The 16,018-nt window shown below is 64.4% G+C and carries 14 protein-coding genes and 1 pseudogene; 11 read left to right on the top strand and 4 right to left on the bottom strand.

Going from position 1 to position 16,018, the window contains the following annotated elements:
* The first annotated feature begins 5 nt into the window (after window positions 1-5).
* The 5 genes from nudC to AKN83_RS23550 all read left to right on the top strand — a co-directional run bounded on the left by nudC (window position 6) and on the right by AKN83_RS23550 (window position 4,479).
* The gene (gene nudC / locus AKN83_RS23570; RefSeq protein WP_050406069.1) at window positions 6-956 is read left to right on the top strand and encodes an NAD(+) diphosphatase; all 951 of its coding nucleotides are present in this window, start codon (window positions 6-8) and stop codon (window positions 954-956) included.
* A 79-nt stretch (window positions 957-1,035) separates the two neighbouring features.
* Window positions 1,036-1,983 (top strand): sugar kinase, encoded by a 948-nt coding sequence (locus tag AKN83_RS23565; RefSeq protein ID WP_063695481.1) that lies wholly within the window; start codon window positions 1,036-1,038, stop codon window positions 1,981-1,983.
* Between the two features lie 76 nt (window positions 1,984-2,059).
* Entirely contained in the window at window positions 2,060-2,560 is a 501-nt protein-coding gene (locus tag AKN83_RS23560; RefSeq protein WP_024578797.1) for an Lrp/AsnC family transcriptional regulator, read from the top strand.
* 160 nt (window positions 2,561-2,720) lie between these two features.
* Window positions 2,721-3,032, top strand: coding sequence for a hypothetical protein (locus tag AKN83_RS23555; RefSeq protein ID WP_244522062.1), 312 nt, complete (start codon window positions 2,721-2,723; stop codon window positions 3,030-3,032).
* Window positions 3,013-4,479, top strand: coding sequence for a methyl-accepting chemotaxis protein (locus AKN83_RS23550; RefSeq protein WP_050406067.1), 1,467 nt, complete (start codon window positions 3,013-3,015; stop codon window positions 4,477-4,479). The genes AKN83_RS23555 and AKN83_RS23550 overlap by 20 nt, the downstream gene beginning before the upstream one ends.
* Before the next feature lie 89 nt (window positions 4,480-4,568).
* Here AKN83_RS23550 and AKN83_RS23545 read toward each other — a convergent pair whose 3' ends face one another.
* Window positions 4,569-6,068, bottom strand: coding sequence for a phosphomannomutase/phosphoglucomutase (locus AKN83_RS23545; RefSeq protein WP_050406066.1), 1,500 nt, complete (start codon window positions 6,066-6,068; stop codon window positions 4,569-4,571).
* A 216-nt stretch (window positions 6,069-6,284) separates the two neighbouring features.
* On the opposite strand from AKN83_RS23545, the gene AKN83_RS42060 reads away from it, so the two are divergent.
* Both AKN83_RS42060 and AKN83_RS41880 read left to right on the top strand, forming a co-directional pair.
* Window positions 6,285-6,776 carry an HYD1 signature containing ADP-ribosyltransferase family protein gene (locus AKN83_RS42060; RefSeq protein WP_083992185.1) on the top strand — a complete coding sequence of 164 codons (492 nt, stop codon included), beginning with the start codon at window positions 6,285-6,287 and terminating at the stop codon, window positions 6,774-6,776.
* Window positions 6,773-7,027: pseudogene (locus AKN83_RS41880) on the top strand (DUF6881 domain-containing protein); the annotation flags it as partial. The gene AKN83_RS42060 and the pseudogene AKN83_RS41880, both read left to right, overlap by 4 nt.
* Before the next feature lie 308 nt (window positions 7,028-7,335).
* Here AKN83_RS41880 and AKN83_RS23535 read toward each other — a convergent pair.
* The gene (locus tag AKN83_RS23535) at window positions 7,336-7,848 is read right to left on the bottom strand and encodes a TIGR02281 family clan AA aspartic protease (RefSeq protein ID WP_157113523.1); all 513 of its coding nucleotides are present in this window, start codon (window positions 7,846-7,848) and stop codon (window positions 7,336-7,338) included.
* 177 nt (window positions 7,849-8,025) lie between these two features.
* A complete protein-coding gene (locus AKN83_RS23530; protein WP_157113522.1) occupies window positions 8,026-9,492 on the bottom strand; it encodes an NCS1 family nucleobase:cation symporter-1 in 1,467 nt (488 codons plus the stop codon).
* A 256-nt stretch (window positions 9,493-9,748) separates the two neighbouring features.
* Between AKN83_RS23530 and AKN83_RS23525 the strand changes: the two genes are divergently transcribed.
* Together AKN83_RS23525 and AKN83_RS23520 are read left to right on the top strand one after the other, a co-directional pair.
* Window positions 9,749-10,432, top strand: coding sequence for a DUF5343 domain-containing protein (locus tag AKN83_RS23525; protein WP_050406064.1), 684 nt, complete (start codon window positions 9,749-9,751; stop codon window positions 10,430-10,432).
* On the top strand, window positions 10,425-10,901 hold the full coding sequence (locus AKN83_RS23520) for a TIGR02391 family protein (protein ID WP_050406063.1): 477 nt from the start codon (window positions 10,425-10,427) through the stop codon (window positions 10,899-10,901). The genes AKN83_RS23525 and AKN83_RS23520 overlap by 8 nt, the downstream gene beginning before the upstream one ends.
* 265 nt (window positions 10,902-11,166) lie before the next feature.
* Here AKN83_RS23520 and hrpB read toward each other — a convergent pair whose 3' ends face one another.
* Window positions 11,167-13,635, bottom strand: a complete 2,469-nt coding sequence (gene hrpB / locus AKN83_RS23515) for an ATP-dependent helicase HrpB (RefSeq protein WP_050406062.1) — start codon at window positions 13,633-13,635, stop codon at window positions 11,167-11,169.
* 214 nt (window positions 13,636-13,849) lie between these two features.
* Between hrpB and AKN83_RS23510 the strand changes: the two genes are divergently transcribed.
* Window positions 13,850-14,917 (top strand): acyltransferase family protein, encoded by a 1,068-nt coding sequence (locus AKN83_RS23510; protein WP_050406061.1) that lies wholly within the window; start codon window positions 13,850-13,852, stop codon window positions 14,915-14,917.
* Between the two features lie 234 nt (window positions 14,918-15,151).
* Entirely contained in the window at window positions 15,152-15,763 is a 612-nt protein-coding gene (locus tag AKN83_RS23505) for a sigma-70 family RNA polymerase sigma factor (protein WP_050406060.1), read from the top strand.
* The last annotated feature ends 255 nt before the right edge of the window (window positions 15,764-16,018 follow it).

Genomic DNA, 16,018 nt, shown 5'->3' with positions numbered 1-16,018 from the left:
TTTCAATGTCCGCATCCGATTCATTTCCGCTCGGCCAGCCGGCCTTCGTCACCCATGCGCTGGACCGCGCCGCGCATCTGCGCAGCAATGACGAAAAACTGTTCGCGCTCGAAGGCCATCGCGAGGCGCGCGCCTATGTGATCTACCGCGACTCGCTGGTCGTGAAGCAGGAGGATGGCGGGGCTCGCGCCCTGCTCTCGCTGGAGGAGGCGCGCGGCTTCGGCGCCAATCCCGGCACGATCTTCCTGGGGCTCCGCGATGCCGCGCCGATCTTCGGCATGGGAATTGCGCCGCAGGCCGCCGAGAAGCTGGTCGGACGCAGCGACGTTGCCATCACCGAATTGCGCGGCATGGCGATGCAGGGCGTGGTGCCGCCGGAGCAGCTGTCGGCCATTGCGATGGCGAAATCGATGGTGACCTGGCATCAGCGCCACGGCTTCTGCCCGAACTGCGGCACCCGCACGGCGATGAAGGACGGCGGCTGGAAGCGTGAATGCCCGAGCTGCAAGGCCGAGCATTTTCCGCGCACCGATCCGGTCGTGATCATGCTGGTCACCTCGGGCGACAAGGTGCTGCTCGGCCGGCAGAAGCAGTTCATGCCCGGCATGTATTCCTGCCTCGCCGGCTTCGTCGAGGCCGCCGAGACCATCGAGGACGCGGTGCGGCGCGAGATTTTCGAGGAGTCCGGCATCCGCTGCACCGACGTCAATTATTACATGACGCAGCCCTGGCCCTATCCATCATCGCTGATGATCGGCTGCACGGCGCGCGCGACCAACGAGGACATCGTGGTCGACCGCACCGAGCTCGAGGATGCACGCTGGTTCGACCATGCGGAGGCGACGCTGATGCTCAAGCGCCAGCATCCCGACGGCCTCGCCGGCCCGCATCCGTTCGCGATTGCCCATCATCTGCTCGGCCGCTGGGTGCACCACCGAAATCCATTGGACCAATAGCGGGAACCGGACATCGTTCTGTCGATTTATTCCGGACAAGTTTGAAGCAGCTGACGGAACCATTGCGACGGACCCCTGCATGAATTTTCAAGACGGCGCCCCGAAAGTCCCGCCCCGCATCCTCTGCATCGGGTTGCCGGTGCGCGACCTGACTTTCCGCGTCAATGTTCCGGCGCGCGGCTCCAAGGAGAACGCGACCCATTTCGACGAGATCTGCGGCGGCAACGCGCTGAATGCCGCGATCGGCATCGTCCGGCTCGGCGGCCGCGCCTCGATCTGCGGACCGATGGGCGATTCGCGGGAGACCTCGAGCCGCTACATCTTCGACAAGATGGCCGAAGAAGGCATCGAGACCAACCACCTGATCCACATGCCGGACCTGGTCACCCCGATCTCGGCGATCATGATCGACGACACCGGAGAGCGGACCATCGTCACCTTCCGCGATCCCGAGCTCTGGAAGGTCAAGCTGCCGCCGACCGAGCTATTGCTGGAGGATTGCGCGGCGATCCTGACCGAGAGCCGCTGCGCGCCGTTCTGCACCGAGCTGTGCGCCGAGGCGGTCAAGCGCGGCATTCCCGTGGTGGTCGACGTCGACCGCGCGATGTCGATGCGGGAAGGGCTGCTGACCGCCTCCTCGCACCTGGTGTTCTCCAGCGAGCCGCTGCAGCAGACCGCCGACGTCACCGACGACGGCCAAGCGCTGCAGAAGCTCGCCAAGCTCACCCCCTCGTTCCTGGCCGGCACCCGCGGCCCGCAGGGCACGATCTGGCTGAACGAGAAGGGCGGGCTCGAGGAGACGCCGGCCTTCCCGGTCCACACCGTCGACACGCTGGGCGCCGGCGACGTCTTCCACGGGGCCTTTGCCCTCGCCATCACCGAGAAGCAGGAGTTGCGGCAGGCGCTGCGCTTTGCCTCGGCCGCTGCAGCGCTGAAATGCACCCGGTTCGGAGGCGCTTATGCCGCACCGCAACGTACTGAAGTTGAAGCGTTTTTGGGCGAACACGCTGACGCGCGGCCGGCCTGATCGGTCACGACCCGCTTGATTTGGAAGATTTTTCTCTATATGAGGGAGTTTGAACCTTCATGTGGAACTTTCTTCTATGACCGATGTCGCCATTCAGCTTCATGACAATAACCGCCGCCTCGACGCGATCGATCGCAAGATCCTGACCGTGCTGCAGGAGGATGCCTCGCTCTCCGTCGCCGAAATCGGCGACCGGGTCGGGCTGTCGTCGACGCCGTGCTGGAAGCGCATCCAGCGGCTCGAGGCCGACGGCGTGATCCTGCGCCGCGTGGCGCTGGTCGATCAGAACAAGATCGGTCTCGGGATCTCGGTGTTCGTGTCGGTCGAGAGCGCCGACCATTCGGAAGCCTGGCTGCGCAAATTCGCCGACGCCGTCAGCGCGATGCCGGAAGTGATGGAGTTCTACCGGATGGCCGGCGACGTCGACTACATGCTGCGCGTCGTGGTCGCCGACATGCAGGCCTATGACGTGTTCTACAAGAAGCTGATCTCCGCCGTGCCGCTGAAGAATGTCACCTCGCGCTTTGCGATGGAGAAGATCAAGTCGGTGACGGCGCTGCCGGTGCCGGCGGCGTAAGCGCCGCCGCACAATCCCATACGATAGTCGATACGCCCTCAGGTAGTCCGGCTGCACGGTATTTACCGTAAGTTAGCGCCACCAGTTTTATTATGCCGCGATGGAGCCGGGGGAGATCATCCCAGCGAGGCGACGGCCCGCATGGCGAGGCGCGGCTGCATTGCTGATTGCGAGCTGGATCGCGATCGTGATGCTGTCGCTGCAGGTGCGTGCGGGCGCTGAGGTGGTGGCCGTGGCGTTTCCGCCGTGGTGGCGCGCCGAGCGCGCGGTGGCGGCAGCTGCATCCGCCAACGCGTCGATCGTTCGGATGACTGCCATACCGGCCCTGCTGGTGGTGCGGCCCGACCGCGATGGCGGGCTGAGCCGGCTGTACGCGGCCGGCGCCCTGCTGACCATGGATCCGCAGGCGATCGCCAGCTGCTTCAAGGCAGATGACGATCTGGAGGTTGGGAATGACCTTCGAAGGCGATGAAATGGCCGCCCTGCGCGAGACGGCCAGCAAGATCCTGCTCGTGGTGCTGTGGCTGCACGTTCCGATCGCGATCGTCGTCGGCATGGCGCTGCACAGCGACTGGCTGGTCCCGGCCGGCTTCATGGTCGCGATGGCGCTCGCCGCGACGGCCTCGTGGCGCATGTCCGGGAATGGCGCTTCAACGCAGCTGATCGTTGCGGTGGCCTTGATGGCCGGCGTATCGATGCTGGTCTACCAGTTCGCGGGCCACCGCTGGCAGGTCGACATGCACATGTATTTCTTCGCCGCGCTGGCGTGCCTGGTCGCCTATTGCGACTACCGGCCGATCATCGCCGGCACGGTTGCGGTCGCCCTGCACCACCTGACGCTGAACTTCATCCTGCCGGCCGCGATCTATCCCGGCGGCGCCGATTTCGGCCGCGTCGTTCTCCACGCCGTGATCCTGCTGATCGAGGCCGGCGTGCTGATCTGGCTTGCGCACACGCTTGCCGAGCTGTTCAGGACGTCGGCGCTGAAGGCGGCCGAAGCCGAGGCCGCCAGCGCCGCCGAGGCGCGCGCCAATGCCGAACGCATCGAGGCCGAACGGGCCAAGCGCGAGCGTGATGCCGCGCGGCGCGAGCTTGCGGCCGGCTTCGAGCGCAAGATCGGCGAGGTCGTCGAGGCCGTCGCGGTGGCGGCGCACGCGATGCAGGGCCTGTCGGCAACGATGAACGGCAGCAACACGGAAACCATTCGCCAGGCCACCGCCGCCGCCACCGCATCGACGCTGGCGTCGAGCAACGTCGAAACCGTGGCGTCGGCGACCGAGGAGCTGACGGCCTCGATCAACAACATCGCCGAGCAGGTGACGCGCTCGGCGCGGATCGCCGCCAAGGCCGCCGACGAGGCGCGCCGCACCAACGGCGTCGTGCAAGGTCTTGCCGCCGGCACGCAGAAGATCGGCGAGGTGGTGACCTTGATCCAGAACATCGCCAGCCAGACCAATTTGCTCGCCCTGAACGCAACCATCGAAGCGGCGCGCGCCGGCGAACACGGCCGCGGGTTCGCGGTCGTCGCGAGCGAGGTCAAGGCGCTGGCCAACCAGACCGCCAAAGCAACCGAGGAGATCTCGGTTCAGATCCAGGATATCCAGAATGCGACCGGTGCCGCCGTCGACGCGATCGGCACCATCGGGACCACCATCGCGGAAATCGACCAGGTCTCCGGCGAGATCGCAGCCGCCGTCGATCAGCAGGGCGCGGCGACCCGCGAGATCTCCAGCAATCTGCAGCAGGCGGCCGATCGCACCCGGGACGTCAACAAGGGCATCCTCAACGTCAACCGGGCGTCCGAGCAGGCCGGCGGCGCGACCGCGCAATTGCTCGACGCGGCCAACGGCCTGTCGTCGCAGTCGGAGTGGCTGAAGACCGAGCTCGACCGTTTCCTCGCCTCGCTGCGGGCGGCGTGAGGCGCGCCGCTCGCGCCGCGTCCAACGCTGTCATCGCCCGCAAGGGCATGCGCGGGTGATGACAGCCTGATCTGCCGCGAGCAGCGCGCTCAAATCTTTTGATTATACGCGCCGACCTCGGGATGGGTGCGCAGCACCGAATCCATCGCCTCGAACATGTCGCGCATGCGCTGCTCGCTGACCGGGCTTTCCACCACGACCACGAGCTCCGGCTTGTTCGAGGACGCGCGCACCAGGCCCCAGCTGCCGTCCGCGACCGTGACGCGCACGCCGTTGACGGTGACGAGATCGCGGATGTTCTGACCCGCGACCTGCGCGCCGGTCCGTTGCAGCGTCTCGAAGTGCTTCACGACCGCGTCGACCACGCCGTATTTCGCCTCGTCGGCGCAATGCGGCGACATGGTCGGCGACGACCAGGTCTTGGGCAGCGCGTCCTTCAGGTCGGCCATCGACTTGCCGGGCGCGCGGTCGAGCATCTCGCAGATCGCGATCGCCGACACCAGGCCGTCGTCATAGCCGCGGCCGAACGGCCTGTTGAAGAAGAAGTGGCCGGATTTCTCGAAGCCGGCGAGCGCGCCGAGCTCGTTGGTGCGGCGCTTCATGTAGGAATGCCCGGTCTTCCAGTAGACGGTGTTGGCGCCCTGCTTCTGCAACACCGGATCGGTCACGAACAGCCCGGTCGACTTCACGTCGACGACGAACTGTGCATTGGCGTTGATCGCCGACATGTCGCGCGCCAGCATGACGCCGACCTTGTCGGCAAAGATCTCCTCGCCGGTGTTGTCGACCACGCCGCAGCGGTCGCCGTCGCCATCGAAGCCGAGGCCGACATCGGCCTTGTGCGCCAGCACCGCATCGCGGATCGCGTGCAGCATCTCCATGTCTTCCGGATTCGGATTGTATTTCGGAAAGGTGTGATCGAGCTCGGTGTCGAGCGGGATCACCTCGCAGCCGATCGCCTCCAGCACCTGCGGCGCGAACGCGCCCGCGGTGCCGTTGCCGCAGGCGGCCACGACTTTGAGCTTGCGCTTCAGCTTCGGCCGGCTGGTGAGGTCGGCGATGTAGCGCGCCGGATAGTTTTCATGGAATTGATAGGAGCCGCCGGCCTTGTTGTCGAACGCGGCGTTGAGCACGATCTCCTTCAGCCGCGTCATCTCGTCCGGGCCGAAGGTGAGCGGACGGTTGGCGCCCATCTTGACGCCGGTCCAGCCATTGTCGTTGTGCGAGGCGGTGACCATCGCCACACACGGCACGTCGAGATCGAATTGCGCGAAATAGGCCATCGGCGTCACCGCGAGCCCGATGTCGTGCACCTTGCAGCCCGCCGCCATCAGGCCCGAGATCAGCGCGTATTTGATCGACGCCGAATAGCCGCGGAAATCGTGACCGGTAACGATCTCCTGTTTGACGCCGAGCTCCGCGATCAGCGCGCCGAGCCCCATGCCCAGCGCCTGCACGCCCATCAAGTTGATTTCCTTGTTGAACAGCCAGCGCGCGTCGTATTCGCGAAACCCGGTCGGCTTCACCATCGGCTCGGATTCGAAGGCGTAGGTGTTGGGGACCAGCGCGGGTTTCGGCTTGGGAAACATCAGAAATGGCCTCGTGGAAATGCGGAGCAACAATGCCGCTGGCTTTAGCGAATGCATCGCCGCAGCGGAAGGCAGGATTGACGGCTTGTGACCAATAATTACGGCAGATTTGGCGTCGGCGAAATATCGGTTGACATGTCGGGCAACTCACCGGCACAATCTGAAAATCAGAAATCATTGGAGCCCGCACCGGAAAATCCGCTGCGGGCTTTTTGAATCGGACGGGACGCTGTCTGCCAATATACTGCCGAGCGCGCCGAAATTGGCCACCGCAGCGAACCGAACTGGCTGACGGCCAGGGCCGCTCGCTCCGGCAGACGGGCGCCCGGCAACGACGATCGGCAAGCCGAACCGGAAGCGACACTTCCGCGCCCTCGCGCAAGCCGTCACTCAAGCACTTCAACGCATAACGCCAACCCAGCCCTCTCCGCGAGGTGCGGTCACGCACGGGCGCGCCCGGAGGCGTGCGCAATATCCGTAGGTGATGATCAATGCCCGATTACTCTCTGGTGCCGGTGGACCACGGATCTTTCGAAAGCCTTTGTGAACAATCACCACCAAGCGGAAAAATTCACGCACTACCTCGAAATCAACCCGGCCGGTCTAAATGTGATCAAGGGCCGGTCCGGTGTTTATGTTATCCCAAATGAGGGACCGTTGGATTTGAACAACAGGATTATCAGCAGCGGAAAGGTATCTGACCAATGACCTACCTCAAGGTGAGATGGATTCACGCGTACGCCGATGAACCAGTGCTTATCTACAGCGAGTTGGATCACGAACATTGGGAGCTTCGCAAGGTCGAAATCTTTCCCGACGGAAGGATCGGGTATGCCAATGATAAAGTTGAGGTCGGGGACACGGGCCTGGGTCAAATGCCATTGCCGTCCGTTGAGGAGATCGCCGCCAATCCCAAGTTCGAGCCGGAAGTGATCTCAAAGGCCGAGTTCGAAAAATCTGGGCAATGGCGACGGCTTCGCAACGCCGCTAGCTTCAGCGAATGCATCGCCGCAGCGGAAAGGTATCCGGCCTATGACCTATCTCAAATGTCGACGATCAGGATCACGAAATCAGGGAGTACGAAAGGGACTTGCAGTGAGTGCGCCGGGAGACCAGCTCGACACTCTGCGAAAGCGCCTCAGGTCCGATGTTGCCCGCAAACGTCTGGCGCAAATGCCGCGTCGTCGCGAGGATCGACTCGACGACCCTCTCATTCCCAAAATGTGAACAAGCAGCGCACTGAATTCCCTCAGTGCGGAAGTGCTGCCTATTGCTCCAGCAACAATTTGCCGTTGGCGTATTCGAAGCGCTTCAGCTTCGACAGGAAGGACAGGCCGAGCAGGTTTTCCGACAGCGCCTCGTCCGGCAGCACCAGAGCGTCGACGTCGCGCACGGTGAGGCCGCCGATCTCGATCATCGCGAGGCGGGCGCGCGCCGCCTTGATGGTGCCGTTGGCGGTGGTGACGCGCGAGGTGTAATCGCCCGGCACCGGGCGCAGGCCGAAGCGCGCGGCCGAGGTCTCGTTCAGCGCCACCACGGAGGCGCCGGTGTCGACCATGAAATTGATGCGCTGGCCGTCGATGCGGCCGTCGGTGGCGAAGTGACCGCGCGGATCGGGCGCGATGCTGAGCGTGCGGGCGCTGGCCTGCGCCACCGTGACGGCGGGGGCGATGGTCTGCTTGGTGGTGGTCGCGGCGGCGGGGGCCATCTTGCTGGCCATCTGGGCCATGAATGTGCCCAGCCCGATCAGGATGGCCGCGAAAATCATCAGGTTACGCATGACACCACACTCGGAAAGCCGAACACGCAATTTCACCACGCCGGGGGCCCCGCCGCGAGCGAGGGCGGCAGCGCGAGCCTGCCATTTTGGCGAAAAGGATGAGCGAAGAGTTAATGCGAGCCCGCTGAGGCGGCCGAATGTCGTCGGCCGCCTCACAAAGCCGGAATTTGCCGGCACTCAGGCGGTTTTGGCGACCGGGCTCGGCATCGCAACGCGCAGCGCATAATAGACCGCGCCCGCGATGGCGACGCCGAAGAACCAGCCGTAGACCGCCCACCAGGCCGGCAGGAGCGAGGTGAAGTTCGGCAGCACCGACGAGAACAGGGCGCCGATCGCAGCTGCGATCAGCGCGCTGACGTTCCAGCCGTTCTGGAAGCGATATTCGCCGTCCTCCTGATAGAGCGCCGGCACGTTCACGCGACCTTTGGCGATCAGATAATAGTCGACCATCATGATGCCGAAGATCGGCCCCATGGTGGCGCCGATCAATCCGACGAACGAGGCGGCGCTGCCCTCCCAGGGCGCGAACGGATACAGCGCCAGCGCGATCAGCGCCGCGATGTAGCCGCCTTTCTTGAAGTCGATATGCCGCGGAAACACGTTGGAGAAATCGAACGCCGGCGAGACGAAATTGGCGACCACGTTGATGCCGAGCGTCGCCACCGCAAAGGTGACCGCGGCGAGCAGCGCCAGGAACCAAGAGTCGAACTTCGCCGAGATCTGGTCGGGATGCAGCAGCACCTCGTGATAGACGTTGAAGGCTGCGATCGTGGTGACGCCGGCGACCAGCGAGAACAGGATCAGGTTGACCGGCAGACCCCAGATATTGCCCTTGCGCAGCGCGTTGACGTCAGGCGCATAGCGCGAGAAGTCGCAGAAGTTGAGATAGAGCGCAGCGAAATAGGTGATCCAGGTCGCGGCGACGGCGCACAGCGCCGGTAACGAGCCCGGTACCCCGGGCACGCCGGCCTCCTTGGTCTTCTCCAGCAGCACGTCCTGCGGGATCGGCGCGGTCAGCGAGATGCCGCCGGCCGCGATGCAGAGATAGACCGCAAGGATCAGCATCATCAGCCACACCGCGGGGCCCGCCCAGTCCTGGAAGCGGCGCACCGTCTCCATGCCGCGCTGGATGATCAGCAGTTGCAAGGCCCAGATCACGACGAAGCAGATCACCTCGAGGGTGGAGTGGCCGAGCATGTGGCTCGACTGGTGGAACGCCTTGAAGCCGTCGATGCGGGTCAAGAGCGCGACGATCGCGCCCGAGGCCGCCGCGGTCTGCGCGCCGTACCAGAAGCAGGCGACCACGGCGCGCACCAGCGCCGGAATGTTGGCGCCCCAGATCCCGAACGAGGCCCGCGCCAGCACCGGATAGGGCACGCCGGTCCGCACCCCGGCATTGCCGATCAGGCTCATCAGCACGAAGATCACCAGCGAGCCGGCGCCGATCGCGATGATGAAGTTGACGAAGCTGCCACAGAGCAGGAACAGGCTGGCGGCGAGATAATAGCCCCACAGGCTATGCACGTCCGAGGTCCAGACGTTGAAGATGCTGAAGGCGCCCCAGTTGCGTTCCCTGGCCGGCGCCAGATCTTCATTGTACAGCGACGGCGATGCGTTCCTGATCTCCAGGTTCTTGAAGTCCATGCCGGCCTCCCCAATGCGAGCCCGTGATCCCATCCCAGCCCGCAAATCTAACCACTGTTTGCTAGCGCTCGCCAGCGCAACCAGCTCGTCATGCCCGACCTTGTGCAGGGTGCCGGGTTGATGCGTGGCTTAGCCAGCTCTTCGCTCTGTAGACCAAGGTATTAGCGGACTTATGAACATCAAAGGTTGAGCCAGCCTACTGTTGCAGCCGATCAGGTGGTAGAAGCCTTGGTCTATTTTACCAAGGATTTTACTGATGGCGACTCATCCATACATCTCTGGGCCCGGCAACATCGCACAGATGATCGGCTTCCTTCGAAAGAATTTCCCTGCAACGGTCACGTCCGAAACCGTGAAGAAGCTCGGGTTGGCATCGAACAACGAGAGCTACGTCATCAACGCACTCCAATTTCTCGGGATCATTGACGGAGAGGGAAAGAGGACCGATCGCGGTCACACCGTTCTGTCGACGCACAATGACAGCGACTTTAACGTGGCTTTCGAGGCACTCGTAAAGGACGCGTACAAGGATCTGTTCGATCTTCGAGGTGACGATGCCTGGACGATGTCCAAGAGCGATCTCATAGGGTACTTCCGCAGCGTCGATAAGACGAGCGACGTCATCGGCACCCGACAGGCAGGGGTCTTTCAAACCCTCCGCGGCCTGACTCGGCGCGAGCCCGGCGCAGACGCAAAGCCTGCTGGAACGGCGCGGCAGGCCGCGAAGCCGCAGAAGCCAAGGACGACCAAGACGACGAAGGCAGAGCGTGTGACGGCTTCCCCCTCCGTGGTCGGCGAAGCGGCTGACTCGGCCGCGGGCAAGAAGAAAAAGGAGATGGCGCTCACCGTTCGCGTAGAGATCAATCTCCCTGCAGAGGCGAGCGCGGAGACCTACGACAACATCTTCAAGAGCATAAAGGCGAATCTTCTGAATGAGTGATCGTCTGTCAGTCTTCGAGCGAGTTGTTCGCAGTGCACGGCACGTGGGACAACGCACGGTCACCGAACCGCGCGAGGTTCATCCCTTCGACGAGCGAAACATACATCCCGAAATTTCTGCGGTGTCGCTCAATCTGTTCGACAACGGTCACTACTCGCAGGCTACCTTTGAGGCGTTCAAGCTGCTGGACAACAAAGTGAAGAGCGCGTCCGGCTTGGCCGAAAGCGGGTACAAGCTGATGATGGCAGCGTTCAACGAGACGAACCCAAAGATAAGGCTGACAGACCTCGCCACGACTAGCGAGAAAGATGAGCAGTTGGGGTTTCGCTACGTGTTCGCCGGGGCCATGTCCGCGATCCGGAATCCTCGCGGTCACGACATCATCGCCGATCCAATCGACTTGTGCCTCGATCATCTCTCGTTTGCTTCGGTCTTGCTGCGCACGTTCGACAGCAGAAAGGCCCCTTGACGCACCAGCGCGGCGACACGCTGTGGTAGGAGGACAGCCACCGCATGCTCTATGTAATGGTTGATACGAACGCCCTGATGCAGGATTACACGCTCATCCAGGCAAACATGCAGACGCTCTAGGGCTGCAAGCGCTGTCACTGGAGCTACCGATCAATCCTAGTTCTTGTTACTCGTCTGCCGCACTGAGCTAGGAAAACGTGGATGGCCGTGACGAGTTCGGCCATGGCAGAATCGGTCATTGGATGCCGATCAATCCCGGCCACTCAAGTGCCGCGCGGTTTCACGCGCCTTGTCGGCATCGCGCTGGCCGGATCTTCCGGCCAGGGATGGCGCGGATAGCGGCCGCGCAGATCGGACCGCACCGCGGCGTAACTGCCGCGCCAGAAGCCGGGCAGATCGCGCGTCACCTGCACCGGCCGTTGCGCCGGCGACAGCAGCTCCAGCACCAGCGGCACCGCCCCCCTGGCGATCGAGGGATGGGTGGTGAGCCCGAACAGCTCCTGCAGCCGGACTGCAATGGTCGGGCCCTGCTCGGCCTCGTAATCGATCGCAAGCTGCGTGCCGGTCGGCGCCTCGAAATGCGTCGGCGCCTCCCGATCGAGCCGCGCGCGCAATTCCCACGGCAACAGCGCCATCAACGCGTCCGACAAGTCACCGGCGGAGAGATCCTTCAGCGCGGTCTTGTCGTACAGCGCTCCCACCAGCCAGTCGTCGGCCCGTTCGGCAAGTGCCGCGTCCGACAGATCGGGCCAGCTCTCGTCCTCGGCCTTGCGCAGGAACATGATTCGATCGCGCCACTGCTTGGAATGCTTCGACCAGGGCAGCCGGTCGAGGCCGGCTGCGATCAGGCCGTCGGCGAACACGCGCGCGGTCTCCGCCGATGGCTTGAGCGGCATCGGCGCCTCCGACAGCGTGATCGCATGCAGCGAGCGCCGGCGGCGCGCGCGCAGCGCCATCGCGCCGCGGTCGAACGTCACCTCTTCGATGGTCTCGATCTGGTCGGCGAAACGCTGCTCGATCTCGTCCTGGGTGATCGGCGCCGCCAGCAAGATGCGGCCGCTCGCGGCGGTGCCGGTCAGTTCGGCGACCGCGATGTAAGGCAGCCGCGCCAGTGCCGCGGTCTGCTCCACGGCGGCACCGCGACCATTGGCCAGCACGAAACTGCCATTGCCGCGGTTCTTCGCGACCCGATCCGGAAATGCGAAGGCCAACATGACGCCGGTCGAGAGATCCTTCTGCTCACTCGGCGTTACCTTCACCTGCGAGACCCAGCGCGCGGCCATGCTGCGCGCGCTCGATGCGCGCTGCGAGCGATCACGGCGGAACTGGTCGAGCCTGTGGTCGAGATCGACGCTGTCGCCGCCGAGCCCACGCTCGGTCAGCACGGCGGCGATCTCTGCGGCCTCTTCGCCCATCCCAAAGCGCGCGGAATCCACGATCATGCGCGCCAGCCGCGGCGGCAGCGCCAGCGCGCGCAGGCTCTTGCCCTCCTCGGTGATACGGCCGTCGCCGTCGATCGCACCGAGCTCACCGAGCAGCGATCTGGCTTCCTTCAGCGCCGGCCCCGGCGGCGGATCGAGGAAGGCAAGGCTTGCGGGATCGCTGACGCCCCATTGCGCGAGGTCGAGCACCAGCGAGGACAGGTCGGCGGACAGGATCTCGGGCGCGGTATAGGCCGGCAGCGAGGCGGTCTGCGGCTCGTCCCAGAGACGGTAGCAGACGCCGGGCTCGGTACGGCCGGCGCGGCCGCGCCGCTGATCGACCGCGGCGCGCGAGGCCCGCACCGTCTCGAGCCGGGTCAGGGCGATGTCAGGCTCGTAGCGCGGCACCCGCGCCAGGCCCGAGTCGACCACGATGCGCACGCCCTCGATGGTCAGCGAGGTCTCGGCGATCGAGGTCGCCAGCACCAACTTGCGGATGCCCTTCGGCGCCGGCGCGATGGCGCGATCCTGCACGCTCGCATCGAGCGCGCCGAACAGCGGCACGATCTCGACCGACGCATCGTGCACGCGCTCGGCCAAGAAAGCCTGGGTGCGGCGGATCTCGGCCGCGCCCGGCAGGAAGGCGAGCACCGAGCCGGCATCGGCGCGCAGCGCGGCCGCGATCGTCTCGGCCATCTGCCGCTCCAGCGGCGCATCGACCTTGCGGCCGACATAGCGGGTCTCGACCGGAAAGGCGCGGCCCTCGCTCTCGACCACAGGCGCGTCGCCGAGCAGCCGAGCGACGCGCGCGCCGTCGAGCGTCGCCGACATCACGAGGATGCGCAGATCCTCGCGCAGGCCGGTCTGGGCGTCACGCGCCAGCGCCAGCCCGAGATCGGCATCGAGCGAGCGCTCGTGGAATTCGTCGAACAGCACCGCGGCAACGCCGTTGAGCTCAGGATCGTCGAGGATCTGGCGCGAGAAGATGCCCTCGGTGACGACCTCGATCCGCGTCTCGCGCGACACTTTCGAGCCGAAGCGCACCCGGTAGCCGACGGTCTCGCCGGGACGCTCGCCGAGCGTCTTCGCCATCCGCTCGGCGCTGGCGCGCGCGGCGATGCGGCGCGGCTCCAGCACGATGATCTTCTTGCCCCTCGCCCAGGGCGCATCGAGCAACGCCAGCGGCACGCGCGTGGTCTTGCCGGCGCCCGGCGGCGCGACCAGCACGGCGGCATTGTGGCGATCGAGCGTGCGGTCGAGCTCGTCGAGCACGGCGTCGATCGGCAGCGGGCTATCGAAATGGTGCGGCAAGCGGTCTCATCGCGGCAGCGGCGCTCGGCCAGCCTTGCGTCCTGTGGTTAACAAAGCACGGTTACTTCTAGGATTTCCGGGCCTCTTAGACCATTCGCCGGTGACAGGGAACGGGGGATAGGGCCGGCTTCGGCGGCACATCCTTTGTATGGGTAAAGGAGAAAGCAACAGATCGGGCCGATGATGAGCCCGATCACGCCGGAACAGGACAGGGATGACCACAAACGGCACAGCAGCTGCACCAGATCGTTCCAGCGGGAACGCGGGCGCGCGCGTCGATTGGGTCGACTATGCCAAGGGCATCTGCATCGTCATGGTGGTGATGATGCATTCGGTGCTGGGGGTCGAGAAGGCCGCCGGAGAGACCGGCTTCATGCACTATGTCGTGATGTTCGCAAAACCGTTCCGGATGCCGGACTTCTTCCTGATCTCGGGGCTGTTCCTCTCGGTCGTGATCGATCGCGACTGGCGCACCTATCTCGACCGCAAGGTGATGCACTTCGCCTATTTCTACGTGCTGTGGGTGACGATCCAGTTCGGCTTCAAGGCGCCGTCGCTGGCCGCCGAGGCAGGCTGGGCCTCAGTCGGTCTGCAATATCTCGAGGCCTTCGTCGAGCCGTTCGGCACGCTGTGGTTCATCTATCTGCTGCCGATCTTCTTCGTCGTCACCAAGCTCACGCGCAAGGTGCATCCGCTCGCGATCTGGCTGATCGCGGCGGCACTGGAGAGCGCGCATGTCGTGACCGGCTGGACCGTGATCGACGAGTTCTGCGCCCGCTTCGTCTACTTCTTCACCGGCTACGTGCTCGCTGCCTACGTGTTCGCGCTGTCGGACCGCGCGCGGGCGCGGCCTGCATTTGCACTGCTCGGGCTCGGGCTCTGGGCGCTGGTCAATGGCGGCCTGGTCGCGCTCGATATCAGTGAATGGCCGGTGGTCTCGCTGGCACTCGGCCTCGCCGGCGCCTGCGCGATCATCGTGACCGGCACGCTCTTGGCGCGCGCGCACTGGCTCGGCCTCCTGCGCTTCTGCGGCGAGCACTCGATCGTGATCTACCTCGCCTTCTTCCTGCCGATGGCAGCATCACGCACCCTGCTGCTGCGGTTCGACGTCATCCACGACATCGGCTGGGTCTCGCTGATCGTCACTGCGGTCGGCGTCGCCGGCTCCCTCCTGATCTGGCGGCTGGCGCTGGCGGGGCGGGCCAATTTCCTGTTCGAGCGGCCCGACGCGTTGTGGATTGCCCCGAAAAAGGCAGCGCCCGCTATGCAGGCGGCCGAATAGTGCCAAAAGTCACGGCCCGGATTCGTTTCACCGACAGCGAACCGGCTCGTTCAAATTTCCGCCCATTGAAATAACTGGCTTTTTGGACCCGAATGTTTCGTCGCCGGCGCCGCGACGAAACAATTCTCCCGGTCACGAAACCATTTTCCGCTTTTCGCGCAGACATCCGGAAACCGGCGCTAACTAACAATTCTCCCAACGAACCGCCGCCCAACGGCGAACTGGGAGCCTGTCATGCCGAACGTCATCGCCATCAACTCTGCAGCCAACAAGCACATCGAAGCTGCACGCGCGACCTCGGATGAAATGCTGCTCGCGCATATCGCCAAGCATGACCGCACCTCGATGCACACGCTCTATGCCCGTCACAACGTCCGGGTCTACCGCTTCGTGCTCCGCATGGTGCGCGACACCACGATGGCCGAGGACCTGGTCAGCCAGGTGTTCCTGGACGTCTGGCGTACCGCGACCCAGTTCGAGGGCCGCTCGCAGGTCTCGACCTGGCTGCTGTCGATCGCCCGCTTCAAGGCGCTCACCGCGCTGCGCCAGCGCCGGCACGAGGACATCGACCAGGACGACGTGCTGGAGATCGCGGACGGCGCCGACACGCCGGAAACCTCGCTCGATCGCGCCACCACCAGCGAAATCCTGCGTGCCTGCGTCGCCAAGCTGTCGCCGGCCCACCGCGAGATCATCAATCTGGTCTACTACCATGAGAAGTCGGTCGAGGAGGCCGGCCAGATCATCGGCATCCCGCAGAGCACGGTGAAGACCCGCATGTTCTATGCCCGCAAGCAGCTCGCCGACCTCCTGAGGGGCGCCGGCGTGGACAGCGTTGCGGCCTAAAGCAAAGCAAATTCAGCGATTTAGAAGGAGATCAAGTAACCCGGGCAATTGTCCACGAAGCCAAAAAGGTTCGGCGACGAAACAATTGAAACAATCGACGACATTACCCGGAAAAACGCGATCTCTATACCCATGCCCAACGACGCAACCCCAACCCCAATTCGCTGACCCAGGTTTCGATACCTCCTTAAGTTCTAACCTCCCAAGTAGCCTCCAACGACCCGGCCGGGATGCCCCCCAGCCGGGTCGCTCTGT

The sequence above is a fragment of the Bradyrhizobium embrapense genome, assembly GCF_001189235.2.
GTDB lineage: Bacteria > Pseudomonadota > Alphaproteobacteria > Rhizobiales > Xanthobacteraceae > Bradyrhizobium > Bradyrhizobium embrapense.
Note: the sequence above shows the minus strand (reverse complement) of the source record. Positions and strands in the feature narration are given on the sequence as shown.